The sequence below is a fragment of the Prosthecobacter sp. genome, from assembly GCF_044373815.1.
Taxonomy (GTDB): domain Bacteria; phylum Verrucomicrobiota; class Verrucomicrobiia; order Verrucomicrobiales; family Verrucomicrobiaceae; genus Prosthecobacter.
On sequence record NZ_JBIPNG010000085.1, the window covers coordinates 1 to 17,779 of the forward strand.

The following is a 17,779-nucleotide window of genomic DNA, read 5'->3' on the forward strand; positions in this document are numbered from 1 at the left end:
ACCTCCCAGACCCTCGGAAGTATCTCACGGACAAAGTACAGGCACGCATCAATATTAGGCCTCCAGTCCATGGAACCGAGGAATCCGATGGTGAAGGGCCTGTCGGAGTTGCTTTGGGCATTCGGACGGAAAGAAGCCACATCCACGCCCGTCGGCACATGCCCTAGAACATTGGTGAGGCCGTATTCAGTCCGTGCAATCTCGGAGTCCTCCGAAGAAACCGTGATCACGCCATCAAAAAGGGCCGAGAGTCTTGCCTCCCACTTCTTCATCCTTAAGTATTGAATGCGAAAGTACCAACTTTTCAAAACGGATGTCTGGCTCGCTGCCAGCCGCTTCCAGATCTGGGATTCGATGTTGTGCTGAAACAGCAGAGTTGGTGCGGAGAATTGCAGTCCCAGAAAGTTTAACGCTGGTGCCAAAAAGTCGCAGATCACCAAGTCGAACCCACCCGTAGCGGACATCTCTTGCAATTTCTTGCGCATAGATGGCACCTCATACTTCTCCAAGGCGTACGGTTTGGAACTGAAAAGCGAACTCCAGATCAATTCACACCAAAACTGGAACGTCCACTTGGGAACGATCCGGGTCGAAACCCATATCTTGTGTGCTGCATAGGTATCACCTGATTCATTATTATGCAGCACTGTATCGGCGGGCAGTAGGGAGAGGTAGGTGACCTCGTGTTCTCGGCTTATTTCGGTAAGCATCGCGTGGGTGCGCCTCTTCCCACCGGTGTCTAGCGGGTGAAGCGGACCTGTCTTGACCCAGAGAATGCGCATAGTCGAGGAAAGTGGAGTGCAGAGTGTGTGCTAATTTGATGAAACCGGCTCATGTTTCGCGGCGACATCGTGGGCTGTCAAAGCCCACTTTGCTATGATACCCTGTTCACTGATTTTATTAGCGTCCGCTTAAACGCAGCTCCGTCACTTGCTGCTTAATGAGAGTGGGAGTTCTGCTCCGTAAACGGCTTTTGTCATGCGATGCAAGTTCCTTATGGGCCGCGCATGGGCATCTCGGCTAGCGGGCTGATGGCGCAGATCATCAGGTGCTTAATGCATAGATCAACCTAGGGCCAGTAATCTGCTCTTCTCCTGCCAGACTGGGCACAGCCTGCTCAAATCCATCCGCGCCAGAGATACACGTAGTGGCCGATGATCTCGTGCATCCAGTAGGCGAAAATCTCAAACCCATGATAGCTGGGCCAATGCAACCAGTGAAAATCACCCAGATGATTGAGACTGCTGAGATAGTTGCAGGGAACAGGAATCACCTGGACGTCGGTCTTCCGGAAGGTGGCCACGGCACGCGGCATGTGGCTCGCGCTGGTGACGAGCAGAAGTCGCTTCAAGCCACGCTGCTTCATTAGCGCTGCGACCTTCAGAGCCTCATCATGCGTGTCGCTGCAAACTCCGATGCTGTGCAATTGAAGGTTGAGAGAGACATGGTCTGCGAGGTAGTCACGAACCGCATCCGCCTCAGAAAACGTCTGTCCCTGATGGGGATATCCGCCGCCGCCAAGGATCAGAAGTGGAGCCTTCCCTGCGGCCGCAAGAGTGAGCGCGGTGCTCAGTCGGTCCGCTCCAATTTTCAGATGAAACCCCGTGGGCTCTGACAAGGAGGGCTCAACGCCGCCGCCGAGGCATAGAATCGCATCCGCAGCGGGAAGCTGGTTCAGTTGGACCTTTGGAATCTGGTTTTCAAGACCTGCCAGGAGGATGGAGGCTATAGGGGTGCATGAAATAACCGTGAGCAGCACCCAGGATGTGGCGGGCATCCACAAGTGGCCACCACGGCGATTCCAAAGCAGCCTCAGCAGCCAGATTCCCAGCAGGAGCCAGATCAAACACAAGGGCTGAGTAAATTGCAGGACGGTTTTTAAAAGCGTGTTCACTAGGAAGAGTAGGATCGCAACAGGTTGTTATGCAACCACAGCGGCAAAAAAGTTCATCATGGACCTCGTCTTCGATGCAGCTGTTCAAAGCCTTTCCTCACCTCGGCATCATGGCAATTGCCAGGCTTTCACTTCGCGGTTATCTCAGAAACACTCCCCTTTCATAGATCATCCAGCTTGAAGCGTCTATCCCAGCGTTCTTTGGTTCTGTCTACCCTGCTTGTTGGGATGGGCGTCGTCGTACTGCTGCCTCTGCCAGAGGGGTGGTCCGCAGGCTGGCGAGCTGAGTGCCTCAACCGCATGCATGTACCCATGATGGGAATTTTCTGTGTGGTTTTGGAGGGCTTGTTTCGAACCGCGGCCGGCAGGAATAAGCGCAGCGTATTGTCTGCTGCTTTGTCTGCATCTCTTTTGGCCGCCTTGGTGGAAATCGTCCAACCGTGGTTTCACCGCACCGCAGACATCGGAGATTTCATGTGGGGCCTGGCAGGAATTGCCGCCGGCACCCTCTGGAACAGCACAGAAATGTTTCATTCAATCTGGCTGCGAATAATCATACGAATTCTGGCCCTGGTTGGCATTTTATCGCCACCTTTGGGATGGGTCGCTCAGGTGATGACGGCAAGACTAGCTGCAGACAGACGGTTTCCCGTGCTCACTGATTTCACCGGAGAAAGAGGGGGCTTTTTTTGGACTCTGGAGCCTGCGGAGGATTCCTACATCCAACAAATCAAGCGACATGGCCAAATGATCTTGGAACGCACTCCTCAAAAAGCGGCCAGCGCTCATCTAGATACCCTCGATCGCGATTGGACCTCCTTTGATCGCTTGGAGATTGACGGAACCTTGGAGGCTTCGGCGGCAGTCGAAGTGGGATTGCGCCTAGACTTAAACAGCGCAACAGGGCCACGACTTCGCGCCGGAGCGTGGATGCAGCCTGGCCACCACCGAATTCAAATTCAGTGGCCAAGCTCTAATCCTCCCCAGAATGTCCACCAATTGGTTGTCTTTCTGGCTGCGGGAGAGCCTGCTGCAAGTCTGCAAATTCATCAACTTCGCTTGGTGCGGCGTGAGGACCTGACTGAAAAGCTCAAGCCAAGAGCAAGCCGTCAATAAATCTGCCTGCCATGAGATGATTCCCCGCATCTGCGGGGAATGACTGCCCGGCATGAACTGCGATATTCGGGAATACATATTTCTCTTCGCATGTACATCATTCGCAATAAAGGCATTGAAGATCACCCCGCCACCAAACACGGAATCGATTTTTGTGCAGGTTATGCTGCAATTTTGAAATCCATCTCAGTGCCTTTTTCACATCGATCCGATGACACTCCACCCACCATCAATCTGACCGAATCGAAAGTCTCCTGGGCTGGATTTGATGCATTCGAAGTCCGCTGGACATCACTCGCTGCATGAACAGGACAGGTTCCAGCTCCTTGGACTACGGACATGTCAGCATGCGGGACTTCGCCCGGGTGTTCCCGTTCTACTTTGCCTGGGATGCGAATGACATCATCACGGAATCCGGCGCCTCTCTGCTTAAAATCTGCCCGCGAGCAGTGCCGGGAGCGCGGCTGCAGGATGTCTTCCATTCACAAAGTCCCGAAGGAGAATTTTGTGACGCCCATGCACGCGCCAATCCGGAACGCCTCTTTCTACTCGAAGACCGGAGACAAAAAGTGATTCTGCGTGGGCAGGTCATGCTGCTCGACCGTCCTCGGCGCGGCATCATGCTTGCCTCACCCTGGCTTACGGAGCCGGACCAGGCCCATCAGATGGGCCTGACGACGCATGACTTTGCCGTCCATGATCAGACCCTGGATCTGCTGCAGGTGCTGCAGATGCAGCGCAAAGTGACCACGGACTTGCAACGCCTGGCCAGCCAGCTCACAGAGCAGCGCATTCAAATGCGTGAACAGGAGGAACAATCCCACAAGCTGGCACTTGTCGCGGCAAGAACAGACAACGCAGTGATCGTCACCGATGCAGCGGGACACATTGAGTGGGTGAATGAAGGCTTTACCCGTATGACCGGCTGGCAGTTGGAGGAAGTCGTTGGACGCCAGCCCGGAGACTTTTTGCGCTGCCCTGAGGCAGACCCTGGCGCCGACAACTTCATGAACCAGTGCCTGCAGCAGCAGCGTGGATTTCGCGTGGAGATGCTCAATTTCCACCGCTCGGGCCGGAAATACTGGTCTTCCATCGAAATTCAGCCAATTCGCAATGAAGCAGGAGAAGTGGTTAACTTCATGTCCATCGAAAGCGATGTCACCCAGCGTCGGCAGGCAGACCAGCGTCGTGCTTTACAGTTCTCCACCAGTCGCACACTGGCCGAAGCAGATTCAATTCGCCAGGCTGCGGCAAAGGTCATTCAGCTGATCTGCAACCAGCTCGGCTGGATCGCAGGATCACTGTGGATGCTGGACTCAGATCAGCAGAACCTGCATCTGGCTGAAATCTGGCATTCCCCGCTCAAAGACATCACCGGCTTTGTGGAACTCTCACGGTCTTTGACCTTCAAAGCCGGCCACGGGTTGCCGGGCATCGTCTTGCATAGTGGACAACCGCAGTGGATTCGCGATGTGGCCGAGCATGCCGAGTGCCCGCGATCAGGCATGGCCAAGAAGTGTCATTTGCACGGTGCGATCGCGTTCCCCATCGTGGCCCAGGGAGACATTCTCGGGGTCCTTGAATTGTTCAGCTGTGATGCACACGCCCCGGAGGAATCTCTGCTGGAAGCATTCTCCGGCATCGGCAACCAGCTGGGCCAGTTCATCGTGCGCAAGTGTGTGGAGCAAAATCTGGTGAGCGCCAAGGAAGCCGCAGAGAGTGCAAATCGAGCCAAGAGCGAGTTCCTGGCCACCATGAGCCACGAAATCCGCACCCCCATGAACGGCATCATCGGCATGTCTTCCTTGCTGCTCGATACGCAATTGGATTCCAGGCAGCATGAAATGGTGGATGCCGTGCGTCAAAGCGGTGAAGCGCTCATGACCATCATCGAAGACATCCTCGACTTTTCTAAAATCGAGGCGCGCAGACTGGATCTTGTCGATGAAACCTGCCGCTTGGATTCCATCGTCGATGGTGTCGTGGGGCTGCTGCAGCACAAAGCCATCTCACGCGGCGTCGATTTGAAGGTAGAGATTGATCCCAATGTGCCTCTTGCCCTCAAAGGTGATCCTGGGCGCCTTCGCCAGATTCTGATGAACCTCGTCGGCAACGGCATCAAATTCACCGATCACGGCAGCATCTGCATTAAGGTCAGCCGCGTGGCCGTTCCAGAAGGCGCGCCTGAGCAGATCGAGATCAGTGTAATCGACAGCGGCATCGGCATGAATGAGGAGCAGCAACGCAAGCTCTTCCAGGCATTCTCACAGGTGGACAGCTCCACGACTCGACGCTTCGGCGGCACGGGTCTGGGCCTTGCCATCAGCAAACGCCTCGTGGAACTGATGGGCGGTTCCATCGGCGTGGTCAGCACGCCGGGGCTCGGCTCACGCTTTTGGTTCAGACTGCCAGTGCGTGAAGACTCTGAGGCTGAAAAGCAGGCTGAAAATGAACTCAACGCGAAATCTCATGAGGAGTCGCTCCAGCCATCTTGCGCCTACAAACCGCGTCTGCTGGTCGTCGAAGACAATGAAGTCAATCTGCGCATGGCCATCATGATGCTGGAAAAACACGGCTTCAGCGCCGACGTGGCCCGTGATGGAGAGCAGGCCGTCGATCAATTCGCCGCCCGCGCCTATGACGCCATCCTGATGGACTGCCACATGCCGCACATGGACGGCCATGAAGCGACGCGCGCCATTCGTGAAATCGAAGCCAGCACACACTGGCAGCGCCCGCGCTGCCGCATCATCGCCATGACGGCAAATGTCATGGATGGCGAGCGTGAGCGCTGCTTCGAAGCAGGCATGGATGACTACATCTCCAAGCCGTTGCGAGCCAAGGCGCTCACCGAGGCTCTGGCGCGTATTCATGTGCTGGAGCCGGCCAAAGAGCCGGAGAACATCAGCGGCTGGACCGAAGAAGAAGTCAGCACCGCTAAAGATGCCGTCAAACTGCTGGCGGATGAATTGAGTGTCGAAGACACGGCAGAGTTGATCGAGAACTGGCTCAAGGACACGCCGGAACGCATCACGGATCTTGAAAAGCTCGCAGCAGGCCAGGATCAGCCCGCGCTGCAGCGCACCGCACATTCCTTAAAAGGCAGCAGTTCCCTGTTCGGCCTCACGCACATTCATTCCCTTTGCCGCGATCTCGAGCACTTGGCTGAATCCGACAGTCGTGCCGACCAGCCCTTTCTGGTAGCGCAGATCAGGCGTGGTTTTGCCACGGCCGAGCCCTCCTTGCGCGAAGAACTGACCCATCTCCGCACCACCACTCTCACCTCATGAAAATTCTATACGTCCACGAACGGTTTGGTGCCCTGGCAGGCGCTGAAGCAAATGCCTTCATCACCGCTCAGGAACTGGGTGGACGAGGTCATCACACCGGCATCCTGCACGGACCAGGAACTGGCAAAAATGAAGACGGCTGGAGTCGTGTCTTCACCGAACGCTTTGCACTGACTGGTGACAGCGCCGCCCAAACTCAAGCGGCCCTCGCTGCGTTCCAGCCTGACGCAGTCTATGTCCACAAAATGGCTGATCTCGAAGCGATTCAGACCTTGGTGAACAGCGGACTACCCCTCGTGCGCATGGTGCACGACCACGACATCTACTGCATGCGCAGCTACAAGTATCATTACTTCTCCCGCAAAATCTGCACTCGTGCAGCATCCCTCTACTGCGTGTTTGGCTGTGGAGCCTGTGTCGTTAAAAACAACAGCGGCGGATTCCCGCTCAAATGGGTCAGCTATCGTGCCAAGCAGCGCGAGATCGCTCTCAACCGTCGCTTTCACCGCATGGCGGTGGTCACGGAATACATGCGTGATGAGTTGCTTCACAACTGCTTCGATGCCGAACGTATCGAGATACATGCCCCGGTGCCACGCATGGGCGACCCCGACCTGCGCAGCAGCTTCAGCGATCGCAATCTCATTCTCTACGCCGGCCAGATCATTCGTGGCAAAGGGGTGGACGTGCTGCTGGAATCCCTTGCCAAGGTAAAGTCGAAGTTTGAGTGCATCATCCTCGGTGATGGCAATCACAAGTCCTACTGCGAGGAGCTGAGCCGGAAACTTGGTCTTGAAGACCGTGTTCATTTCAAAGGCTTTATTCCGCAGGAGGAACTCAAGGCCTACTACCGCGAATGCAGCGTCGTCGCACTCAGCAGTGTTTGGCCGGAGCCGATTGCCACCATTGGCCTCGAAGTCATGCGTTACGCGCTGCCAGTCGTGGCGTTTGACGCCGGTGGCATCAAGGACTGGCTCAAAGACGGATTCAACGGCCATCTCGTTCCATGGATGAATCGAGACGCATTTGCCGCCGGCCTCGATGACCTGCTGCAAAACAAAACTCGGGCAAAACAGCTCGGTGAAAACGGCCTCCAGCTTGTCAGCGCACGCTACGACTTCCCCGCCTACATCGCCGGTCTTGAGACGATGTTTGAACGTGCCATCGGCGAATCCAGCCGGTGCGCCCCACACAGTCCCCCACTTGAGGGGGGTTACAGTTCTAAGCCCGCCATTACAGTTCCTGCGTAATGAAAAAAACGTCCGTTCCCGATGAACCCCAAGTGCGGCGCATCCTCAAGGCCCAGAGCCGGCTGGGGCGCCTGAGAATGCGTTTTGCCATGCGTTTCAAACGCTGCATGTGGCTCGCAGTCGTCAATGGCACTCACGCCGTCAAACGGCTGTTCGACGTCTTGATCAGCATCATCGCATTAATCCTTGCCGCACCGTTGATGACCGTCATCGCCCTGCTGATCCGCCGGGACGGAGGACCGGTTTTTTTCAAACAGCGGCGCATCGGATTCAATGGCCGTGACTTCGAAATGCTGAAGTTCCGTTCCATGTGCATTGATGCCGAGGCCAAGCTGAACCAGCTCCTCGCCCAAAACGAAAAATCTCAAGGCATCACCTTCAAGATGAAGAACGACCCTCGCGTCACTCCCATCGGACGCTTCATTCGCAAGGCGTCCATTGATGAACTGCCCCAGTTCCTCAATGTGCTCAGGGGAGACATGTCCATCGTCGGGCCGCGTCCGTGCCTGCCACGTGAGGCCGCGCTTTATTCCAGCGCCGACCGCCGCCGTCTACACGCCAAGCCAGGCATCACCTGCCTGTGGCAGGTAGGCGAGCGCGAAGGCCGCTTCTGGGAAATCGGCGACCGCAACAACATCGACTTCGGCGAGCAGGTTTCCCTCGATGTGCGCTACATCGAAAGCCACTCCTTCCTGCGGGATCTCTGGATCCTGCTCAAAACCATTCCAGCCATCGTGTTGGGCAAAGGCATGTAACCATGGACGTTTTTATCATCTGCCCGGATTATCGTAAATGCGCCGGCTTTGCCCGCCGCATTCGCCCTCTTGCTCTCTGGCCCGTATTGGGCCGCACTTTGCTGGATCTCTGGTTGGAGCATCTCGCCGCTGCTGGAGTCAAGCACGCCACCATTCTGGCGGCTGATCGGCCGCAGGAGATTCGACATGCCGTGGATCAAGGCGGGCGCTGGGGATTGTCCATCACCGTTCTGTCTGTCAAGCGCGAGCCCAGCATTGAGGAAACGCGGTTGCGTTTCACGGGCAAAGACTCGTTGGGAATAGCTCCCAACATCATCACGCTGGACACCCTGCCGTCGATGCCGCACAAGCCGCTGTGGGAGAGCTCCTCCGCTTTGTTCGAAATCATGCTGGGCAATCTGCGAGGCACACCACCCGAATCACACCTGACCATGCGCGAGATCGCCCCGGAGGTGCATGTCAGCACACGGGCACGCATTGCAGCCACGGCAAAAATCGAAGGCCCTGTCTGGATCGGCCCACAGGTCATCGTGGGAGACAATGCACAGATTCTCGCAGGCACTGTCATCGAAGAAGCCGCTTACATTGACCGCAACGCCATTGTCAGTGAGAGCTGGGTGGGGCCGAACACTTATGTGGGCGCCCTGACCAATGTTCACAACTCCTTCGCCTGGGGTGGCGGCATCGAAAACTGGAGCAAGGGCTCGTTTCTGGAGGTGACGGATGACTTTCTGCTCGCCAACCTCACTCATCAGCCTTTTGGGGGTGTTCGCAGCGGCTGGCTTACCCGCATTGCCGGGCTCCTGCTGATGCTGCTGACTTCTCCGCTGGCGCTGCTGTATGCACTTTGGACTCGCATTGTGAAATGGCAGTCAGCCTTGGAGAGCCGGCAGGTCGTGCTGCCTCCACCGAACAAGCAGGACCGCTTCAGCCCCAGCACGCGGCTATATTCCCTCACATCCGCACCAGGTTTATTTTCCCGCTGGCCGGAGCTCTGGGCCGTCTGGCGTGGCGACATGCATCTGGTGGGCAATCGTCCCCTCTCCCAGGCTCGCGCGTCGCTGCTGACCAACGAATTTGAACGCATGTGGTTCGATGCTCCCGCCGGCGTCTTCTCCTACGCTGACATCATGAACGACGGCATGCACAGCACTGACAACGACACCGCGCACAGCGCATGTTACGCCATTCATCGCAGCCTGCGGCTGAACATCCGCATCCTCATGCACTGCCTGCCTCGCTTTTTATTGCCTCTGTCCCGCAAGGACCATGGCATTCCCACCAACACCTCAACCCAAACCTGCACCTAAGCCATGACACTCACCGCATCCGCCCAGCTCACCGCCCCTGCCGAACTCTGCGCCGCCACCGCACGCCTCTGGCGCGACCGCCTTGATCTTGAGATCAAACCCGGGCATGAAGAGGTCTGCATTGATTTGTCCAAGACACGTTTCATCGACAGCTCCGGCCTCGGTGTCCTGCTGACACTGAACAAAAACCTCCGCGCCCGTGGAGCCAGCTTGAAACTGATCAATCCTTCATCCGCCGTCTGCCAGTTAATCGAACTGACAAGACTTCATCGCGTTTTCGAAATCATCCACGATTGATCGCTCATGTCGGTTCCTCAGCAGCAATTCGATGGCTTTCGGCTCGATTTTCCAGCAACCCTGGATGATGCGCGCAATGCCGTTCGCTCGGTCATTAAGTGGCTGGCAGATCAGCAGATCCTGCCGGACGAGTGCCAGCAATGGGAGCTGGTGCTGGCAGAAGCTGCGAACAATGCTGTGAATTACGCCACCCCCGAACAGTCTCTGCTCACGGTCCGCATCGAAGCAGCGCTGTCCGCGCACGACATCGAAGTACGCATCACCGATCATACCAGCGGCTTTGACTGGCCTGACCATGTGGAGCTGCCTGAAGACGATGAGTGCGATCATGGACGTGGCCTCTTCATCATCAGTTCTCTCACCGATCACGTCTCCTACCTTCGTGGCAAGGGGCACAACGTGCTCTGTCTGAGGTCGCAGCGCAAATCCACCCCAAAGCCCCACGAGGACACCGAGGCGACTCTCGAACTCATGACCGCCGAGGTCGCCTCATGTTACGAAACGCTTGCCAACATCTTCCGGCTCATCGCAGATGCTGGCAATGATGTGGAACCAGTCGCACTCGCTTCGCGCTGGCTTGAAGAACTGCGTGAACTGGCTGGTGCAGATTTTTTGGTGCTACGCATGGCAGGCACCGAAGCTGGCAGGCTTCCCATCGTAGGCGGTGTGCCATCAGCCATCGCCTGGGACCCGCTGCTGGAACTTCGCAACCACGATGCCGTTGAAACCCTCGCAGCTGTCACTCGTCAGGATCAATGGTTTGATGAAAGCACCACCTTTGCCACCGCAGACCCGCTGCGAAAAGCAGGCGAACATATCAGCGGACTTTCTCATCCTCTCGAAAGCGGCGGTGATCTTGCAGGCGTGCTTACCGTGGGCGTTTTCAAACCCCGCTGGGAGCCTTCTGCACGTGAATTGAATGTGGTGCGCAGCCTTGGCGATTTTCTCGGTGCTCTGCTGCACGGTTTGCACCGGCGCGATGAAGCCAATCAGTCCCGCCTCATGAAACGTGAACTGCAGATCGCCGCTGACATTCAGCGCTCCCTGCTTCCTGCCGAGCTGCCGCAGACACCTTTCGTCCACTGTGCGGCCCACCTGGCCACCGTGGGAGAAGTAGGTGGAGACTATCTGGATGCCATCCTCCTGCCGGACGGCAGCCTTTTGTTTGTCGTGGCTGATGTCATGGGAAAAGGAGTTCCGGCCGCATTGTTTGCCACCGCCTTTCACAGCCTGCTGCATTCTCATCTCGATCTGGCTTCGCAGCCATCACGTCTCATGCGACGCCTGAACAAGGCGATGTTTGCCGAGCTGGATCGGGCCGACATGTTCATCACAGCACAGCTCGTTCATATCAGCGCAGACGGCCTCACGCTGCAGGTCTGTGGTGCCGGACATGCCCCGCTGCTCCTCAGCGGTGGCAGTCAAATTCAAGAGGTCTGCGCCGACGGCCCACCGCTCGGTGTCACTGCTGATGCCGACTATCAGGATTTCTCGGTCAGCCTCGCCTCATACACGCATGTGCTCCTGCACACGGATGGCTTGAGTGACGTGGTTTCCGGTGGCGGCATTCTAAGTCGTGATGAACTCCACACCTGGCTTCGGGGCGTGGCAGCGGCGGCCTCAGATGCCGGCACTTCACGCGACAGCCTGCACCGTCTGCACCGCAGTGCGGTCGATGCCGCAAGCCAGCAGGACGATGCCACCTTTATGATTATCACTCGTGGTGCGCAGACGCTCACCGCCAACACCCAAAACTCCCTGTCTCATGCCAAAGGTTAGCCCCATACTCGTCGTCGATGACGAACCACACATGCGCCGGGTGGCAGAACTCAGCATGAAGCCGCTTGGTCATCCTATCTTGCTTGCTGGAGACGGCCAGGAAGCTGTGAACCTAGCCAGGAGCCACCAGCCCTGCGTCATTCTGCTTGATCACATCATGCCAGTGATGGACGGCAAGGCGGCGCTCCAGCTGTTGAAGGCCGATCCCGCGACACGCGACATCCCTGTCATCATTCTCAGCTCACGTGGTCAGCTTGCTGTGGGCCAGTACCAGGGATTTGAGACCGCCACGATGTTTGTCTCCAAGCCTTTCAGCCCCGCCCTGCTCCGCCGTGAAGTCGAGCGGTTGATCTTAGCCTCCGAGCCTCTGGAACCTCAACTTACCACCGTATGAAACAACGCCTGGATCTTTTCATCATGATCGACGCCTGCGGGTGGGAGATCATCAAGGACCGCCCTCAGTTTCTCCGCACACTGGCGCCGCATCGTCGCAAACTCGAAAGTGTCTTTGGTTACAGCAGCACCTGCGTTCCTAGCATTCTCAGCGGTCACTGGCCAGATGAGCATCACAACTGGTGCTACTTCATCCATGATCCAAAGAATTCCCCCTTCCGCAGTCTGAGCTGGTTGCGCTGGCTCCCCAAAGCGCTGACCAGCCGCCGCATCGTTCGGCGTTATCTCACCAAGATTGTCAAATCGACGTTGGGGTTCAAAGGCTACTTCGATCTCTACAACATTCCCTTCCACCTCATCCACCTGTTTGACTTCACCGAGAAAAAAAGCCCGCTGCAACCGTGCGGAATGAACCGCGGCCCCAATGTGTTTGATCTTCTGGTGGAGAAAGGCGTGCCCTATTTTGTCACCGAGCCCAATCTGAGTGAAGAAATCAATCGTGATCGCTTGATTGCCGACATAAAAGACGAACGCATCGACTTCGCCTTTCAGTACTGGGCCGGGTTGGATGGCCTGCTGCATCGTGTGGGCAATCAATCGCCCGAGATTGACACCAAACTTGCTGAGTACGAAGCCTGGATCACCCAGACCATGGCGGTGGCTCAAAAGCACTACCGTGAGGTAAATCTTCACGTCTTCAGCGACCACGGCATGGCAAACTGCGATCAGCATCTGGATCTCCGCAGTAAAATCGACGCGCTGGGTCTGCGCATCGGCACCGACTACAATGTGGTCTATGACAGCACGATGGCCCGCTTCTGGTTTTTCAGCGACGCGGCACGCCAGAAGATCCCCCTCGTCTTGCAAGGCGTTCCGGAAGGCCGCATCATGCCAGATGAAGAGCTGAAGCGTTTCCGCGCTCACTTTGCAGACGGACGTTTTGGGGAACTCATCTTTCTCGTCCAAGAGGGTGTGTTGATTGTCCCCAGCCACATGGGCGAGCGTCCCATCCGTGCCATGCATGGCTATCATCCGCATGATCCCCAGAGCTACGCGACGCTCTTTAGCAACACGTCCAGTGTCCCGCCTGACATCACGCACATTCCGCACATTCATCGCCTGATGGAAAAAGCCCTGGAACGGCCGGACGTGAAATGTGCCGAGCCTTCCATCCACGCCCTGGCAGCCTGACATCAGCAGGTTCATTCCTCTTTTCAGGCACAGCACTTTCAAAGAGGTTGACGAAACCCAGGAATCCATGCTTGCCATCTGATGGCTAAATCCTGCGGCCTTCGCATCATCATTGCGGTTGATCCCAACCTCCGGCTGAGGCTCATCAAGGAGCAGTCACCGAAGGCTCATGCCCATGAATGATGCGCGCCAACGTGCAGGAGCCCCCCCCAGTTCTCCCTTCGCTGAGCCCATATTATAAACCCATTCCCCGCAGCTGCGGGGATTGTTGAGCGCAGGACTCGCCGCGAGATTTTTAGCCTCACGATGACCTACGACACCGTCAAACAAAACATTTGGAGCAACGCTATCTCCAACTACCTGCGCACTTTTGTCGGCATCGTTGTCGGGCTGGTGACTTTTCGGTTGTTATACCAGGCTCTTCCGCGCGAATCGTTTGGCTTTTGGTCTCTCCTATGGAGTGTTTTCGGTTACGGCATTTTGTTGGATTTCGGCTTTGGTTTTGCCGCACAAAAACGTGTCGCCGAACTCTCGGTCAAAGGTGAATGGCACAAGCTCAGCCAGGTGCTGAGCACCATCCTTTTCTTTTATCTCGGCGTCGCCGCTCTCATGGCGGCCACAGTGGCGCTCGGGGCCGATCAGATCGTGCACGCCTTTGGAGTTTCCGCCGCGAATCATGCTGAGTTTCGCATCGTGCTGATCGTCTTCTTCGCCGCCATCGGCCTCGCGTTCCCCCTGGGCATATTCCCGGAAATCCTGCGGGGTCAGCAGCGCATCAGCACCGTCAACAACATCATTACAACGGCCATGCTCATGCGCATGGCCGTCATTGCCTGGGCAGTTTACGCAGGCTGGGGCCTGCTGGCCATCATGCTCACGGCATTGTTCTTTGCCCTGGCACCAGACCTTGTATCCGCCTTCTTCGCCCTGCGCCACATGCCAGAGGTGAAGCTGCGGCCGCGCTTTTTTTCAAAGTCCATCATGCGTGAAACGATGGGCTTCTCCATCTTTGCCTACATCAGCACGGCCACCAATATCGTGCTGGGAAAAACGGACCAGTTGGTGCTCGGCGCCACTCTTTCCATCGGTGCCGTGGCCATCTATCAGGCCGGGGCCAAAGTCGCCGAAGTATTTGCTCAGTTCACCAAGCAGTTGCAGGACACCCTGTCCCCCGCTGCGGCCCATCTTCATGCAACCGGCGACCACTCTGCGCTTCGCGATCTGCTGCAACGCGGCACGCGATGGAGCGCCATCATCGCCACACCGTTGTATGTTCTCTGCGCCTTTGAACTCGAGCCACTGCTAAAAGTACTCACGGGCGACAAGCACATCGCCACTGAAACCTGGCAGGTCGCCCAGGTGCTGCTGCTCTGGTTCTACAGTTCAGCGCTCACTCACAGCGTCAGCAAACGCATATACATGATGTCTGGGCATGAGCGCCGCCTCATGTGGCTGGGCCTTGGAGAGGCGGCGGTGAATCTCGCATTGAGCATCACCCTGGCGCTGATATTTAAAAACGTGGTCAGCGTGGCGGTGGGCTCGCTCATTCCTACCCTCTTCTTCGGCTGGTGCCTGCTCTGGCCCTGGGTGGCCCGGGATGTGAGCCTCCATCCATGGCAGCTGTTTCGTGAAACAGTGCTGCCAAGCTGGATTGCCTGCATTCCATCCGCACTCATTTTGGGCGCTCCGCTTGTGTTCCCAGACCTGCAGATCGAGAACACATGGTTGCGCATTCTCCTCATGGGAAGCGCAGGCGGGCTCACTTCGCTCCTGTGCGTGTGGTCTGGGACGTTGACTCCTTCAGAGCGCCAGGCACTCCGCTCACGCTTTCCCGCTCCCTTCAGAAAAAATCCACCCGCGCTCCAGGCCGCTTGATCCCCCCCATGCAAGCATCCCACATTCTCCGCAAGTACGATCCGGCCCAGTGGGGCGGAACCGAGACTGCCGTGCAACGCCTTGTTCAAGGCCTGCAAATGCACGGCATTTCCTCCATGGTGCATGCTCCACAAAACGCCAGTCACAGCGATATTGATCCTCTGCGCGATGCAGGCGCCAAAATTCAGCGCTATCGAGCATTTGTTCCCGTGCTGGGAATTTCCGCCGCACAACGCGATGCTCTCGTTTCATGGGGCGGCAATCTGTTTTCATTTGAGCTCTTCCGGCAGCTGCGGGTCAGTCGTTCACAGGTGATGCACTCACATGCACTCAATCGAATCGCCGGCATCAGCCTGATGGCAGCAAGGTCACGCGGCGTCCCTCATGTGATCACCCTGCATGGCGGCGCTCTCGATATTCCTGATGAAGTGAATGCCCAGCTCACCGCCCCACTGAAAGGTGGCTTCGAGTGGGGCAAGGCCCTCGGCGCGCTCGTGCGCAGCCGCCACGTGCTTAAAAACACGGATGCCGTCTTCACCTGCAATCCGCGCGAAGCTGCCCTGCTGCAGGAAAAATACCCCCAGCAGCGCATCATCGTTCAGCCACACTCAGTTCCCGCCGCCCAATACGCAGTGGACAGCCGCGCAGCCGCGCTCAAAGCCTATCCGCAGATCGCCAACCGTGATCTCATCGTCAAAGTCGCACGCCTTGATCCAGCCAAAAACCTGCCATGGCTCGTGCGACAACTGCCCGCGATCAAACGCCGCCATCCACGCGCCATGCTCGTGCTCATCGGAGCTGGGACCACGCAGTCCGTAGTCGAAGAGTTGAATCGCGAGATCGCCCGGCTGGGCTTGGCCAATGACGTCCTTCTAACTGGCGGCCTTGAATCAGGCTGCGCTGAATTGATCGGCCTCATCCAGTCCGCACGTCTGTTTGTTCTATGTTCGACGGCCGAACCATTCGGCATCGTCATCCTGGAGGCTTGGGCCGCAGGCACTCCGGTGCTTTCTTCCCGCACATCAGGCCCCGCATCGCTGATCGAGCACGGCCGGACAGGACTGCTCTACGACCTTGATAAGACTGCCGATTTTCACTCAGGCATCGACACCCTGATGATGAACAACAAGCTCCACCGCCACCTCAGCTCGGAGGCTCTAGATCATGTTCGAGCGGAATATGATGTGCCCACTGTCGCGGCTCGCGTCGCTCGTGTTTACGAAGAATTGGTCGAAGCGAAAAACCTTAAGGGTTCAAAAAGTCAAACTCACCGCCAGCCAGTTCAGTTCGCCGCCAAACTGTCATGAGTGATCCTCTCATCAGCATCGTCATGCGTTCCTTCAATGAGGCCTGGGCGCTGAAAGAAACACTGCCCGCGCTTGTCGCGCAAAACTGGCAGAACCTGGAACTGATCGTCATCGACAGTGGTTCGACTGACGGCTCTCAGGAGCTGATCCGTGCCGCGAAACCTGCACACTTCATCCAAATCACACCTCAGGAGTACAATCCCAGCCGCGTGATGAATCACGGCATGCGGCTCGCCAGCGCAGAACGCGTGATCTTTCTCAACGCCGATGCGACACCGCAAAATAATCACTGGTTGAGGCCCCTGGCAGAAACACTCGACGACTCCAGCGTCGCCGCGTGTTTTGGAAGGCAGATTCCACGCCCCGACTGCCAGGCGGTGTTTGCCTGCGACTACGACCGCTGCTTTGGGCCTGAACGTGAATCCGCGCACTGGGATCATTTTTTTAGCATGGTCAGTAGCGGCCTGCGCAAGGACGTATGGCAGCAGCGCGGCTTCCGCGAAGACCTTCAATACGCAGAAGACGACGAGTACACACGCTGGTGCCGGGCGCAGGGTTACAAGGTGTCTTACGTCCAGGAGTCAGTGGTGATGCACAGCCACAACTACACACCGCAGCAAAGCTGGAAGCGTTCCTTTGGGGACGCCCGCGCCATCGGCAAGGCATGGTCTCACCGACCTGGAGTCTTTAACTGGCCCCAGACTGTTTTCCTCGGCTGGCTCAACGATGTGCGGCATGACCTGCGCTGGTGCATCACTCATGGTCGCCTCCGTGAGATCGCTCACGCAATGTGCATTCGCTGGCAGCAGCGCCGTGGCAAGCTGGCGGGATTCCATCAGGGATGGCGCGAACAACAGGAGGTGTCCCCATGAAAATTCTCGTTCTTACCAATCTTTACCCGCCTCACTACGTCGGCGGTTATGAACTGCGCTGCGCTGCGATCACCGAGGCACTGCGGCAGCGCGGCCATGACGTGCACGTGCTCACGTCCAATCATGGAGTGCAAGGCAGCCCTCCGCTCGCAGAACCGCATGTCGATCGGAGTCTGCGCATTCACGGCTACTACGGTCACCCGTGGCTGGGATTGAACGCCCTCAAGCATCTCGAACTGCACAACAATCAAACCGTGCGTGAGGCACTCACCATACTGCGGCCAGATGTCGTCCATGTCTGGTGCATGGGCGGCCTGTCCAAGTCCCTCTGCCTCACTCTACAGCGCAGCGGTGTACCGACCGTCTATGATGTCAGCGATCACTGGATTTTGCGCAGTCTCACTGGCGATGTCTGGCTCGACTGGTGGAATCGCAGCCGCGGGTCTCTCG

16 protein-coding genes are annotated in these 17,779 nt (G+C 57.1%); 14 read left to right on the top strand and 2 right to left on the bottom strand.

Annotation, left to right across the window (positions count from 1 at the left end; genetic code table 11):
- Together ACIREA_RS09660 and ACIREA_RS09665 are read right to left on the bottom strand one after the other, a co-directional pair.
- The coding region (locus ACIREA_RS09660) for a hypothetical protein (protein ID WP_397382059.1) at window positions 1-782 on the bottom strand (782 nt) is incomplete at its 3' end.
- A 335-nt stretch (window positions 783-1,117) separates the two neighbouring features.
- Window positions 1,118-1,777, bottom strand: a complete 660-nt coding sequence (locus tag ACIREA_RS09665; protein WP_397382060.1) for a YdcF family protein — start codon at window positions 1,775-1,777, stop codon at window positions 1,118-1,120.
- Window positions 1,778-2,206: 429 nt separating this feature from the next.
- Between ACIREA_RS09665 and ACIREA_RS09670 the strand changes: the two genes are divergently transcribed.
- From ACIREA_RS09670 to ACIREA_RS09735, 14 genes are all read left to right on the top strand, one after another.
- Window positions 2,207-3,010 carry a hypothetical protein gene (locus tag ACIREA_RS09670; protein WP_397382061.1) on the top strand — a complete coding sequence of 268 codons (804 nt, stop codon included), beginning with the start codon at window positions 2,207-2,209 and terminating at the stop codon, window positions 3,008-3,010.
- 90 nt (window positions 3,011-3,100) lie between these two features.
- Window positions 3,101-3,316 (top strand): hypothetical protein, encoded by a 216-nt coding sequence (locus ACIREA_RS09675; protein ID WP_397382062.1) that lies wholly within the window; start codon window positions 3,101-3,103, stop codon window positions 3,314-3,316.
- Window positions 3,313-6,300 (top strand): ATP-binding protein, encoded by a 2,988-nt coding sequence (locus tag ACIREA_RS09680; RefSeq protein WP_397382063.1) that lies wholly within the window; start codon window positions 3,313-3,315, stop codon window positions 6,298-6,300. Before ACIREA_RS09675 ends, ACIREA_RS09680 begins: the two co-directional genes overlap by 4 nt.
- Entirely contained in the window at window positions 6,297-7,550 is a 1,254-nt protein-coding gene (locus tag ACIREA_RS09685; protein WP_397382064.1) for a glycosyltransferase family 4 protein, read from the top strand. The genes ACIREA_RS09680 and ACIREA_RS09685 overlap by 4 nt, the downstream gene beginning before the upstream one ends.
- The gene (locus ACIREA_RS09690) at window positions 7,550-8,305 is read left to right on the top strand and encodes a sugar transferase (RefSeq protein WP_397382065.1); all 756 of its coding nucleotides are present in this window, start codon (window positions 7,550-7,552) and stop codon (window positions 8,303-8,305) included. Before ACIREA_RS09685 ends, ACIREA_RS09690 begins: the two co-directional genes overlap by 1 nt.
- 2 nt (window positions 8,306-8,307) lie before the next feature.
- Window positions 8,308-9,615, top strand: a complete 1,308-nt coding sequence (locus tag ACIREA_RS09695) for a sugar transferase (RefSeq protein WP_397382066.1) — start codon at window positions 8,308-8,310, stop codon at window positions 9,613-9,615.
- Between the two features lie 3 nt (window positions 9,616-9,618).
- The gene (locus tag ACIREA_RS09700; RefSeq protein WP_397382067.1) at window positions 9,619-9,912 is read left to right on the top strand and encodes an STAS domain-containing protein; all 294 of its coding nucleotides are present in this window, start codon (window positions 9,619-9,621) and stop codon (window positions 9,910-9,912) included.
- Between the two features lie 6 nt (window positions 9,913-9,918).
- Window positions 9,919-11,691: a SpoIIE family protein phosphatase gene (locus ACIREA_RS09705; RefSeq protein WP_397382068.1), complete on the top strand. Its 1,773-nt coding sequence runs from the start codon at window positions 9,919-9,921 to the stop codon at window positions 11,689-11,691.
- Window positions 11,678-12,085 carry a response regulator gene (locus tag ACIREA_RS09710; protein WP_397382069.1) on the top strand — a complete coding sequence of 136 codons (408 nt, stop codon included), beginning with the start codon at window positions 11,678-11,680 and terminating at the stop codon, window positions 12,083-12,085. The genes ACIREA_RS09705 and ACIREA_RS09710 overlap by 14 nt, the downstream gene beginning before the upstream one ends.
- Complete coding sequence (locus tag ACIREA_RS09715) at window positions 12,082-13,275, top strand: alkaline phosphatase family protein (protein WP_397382070.1); 1,194 nt, start codon at window positions 12,082-12,084, stop codon at window positions 13,273-13,275. Before ACIREA_RS09710 ends, ACIREA_RS09715 begins: the two co-directional genes overlap by 4 nt.
- A 306-nt stretch (window positions 13,276-13,581) precedes the next feature.
- Window positions 13,582-15,150 carry a lipopolysaccharide biosynthesis protein gene (locus ACIREA_RS09720; protein WP_397382071.1) on the top strand — a complete coding sequence of 523 codons (1,569 nt, stop codon included), beginning with the start codon at window positions 13,582-13,584 and terminating at the stop codon, window positions 15,148-15,150.
- Window positions 15,151-15,158: 8 nt separating this feature from the next.
- A complete protein-coding gene (locus ACIREA_RS09725; protein ID WP_397382072.1) occupies window positions 15,159-16,457 on the top strand; it encodes a glycosyltransferase family 4 protein in 1,299 nt (432 codons plus the stop codon).
- Window positions 16,454-17,329: a glycosyltransferase family 2 protein gene (locus tag ACIREA_RS09730; RefSeq protein ID WP_397382073.1), complete on the top strand. Its 876-nt coding sequence runs from the start codon at window positions 16,454-16,456 to the stop codon at window positions 17,327-17,329. Before ACIREA_RS09725 ends, ACIREA_RS09730 begins: the two co-directional genes overlap by 4 nt.
- Window positions 17,326-17,779: glycosyltransferase (locus ACIREA_RS09735; RefSeq protein WP_397382074.1), on the top strand; the 454-nt coding region annotated here is incomplete at its 3' end. The genes ACIREA_RS09730 and ACIREA_RS09735, both read left to right, overlap by 4 nt.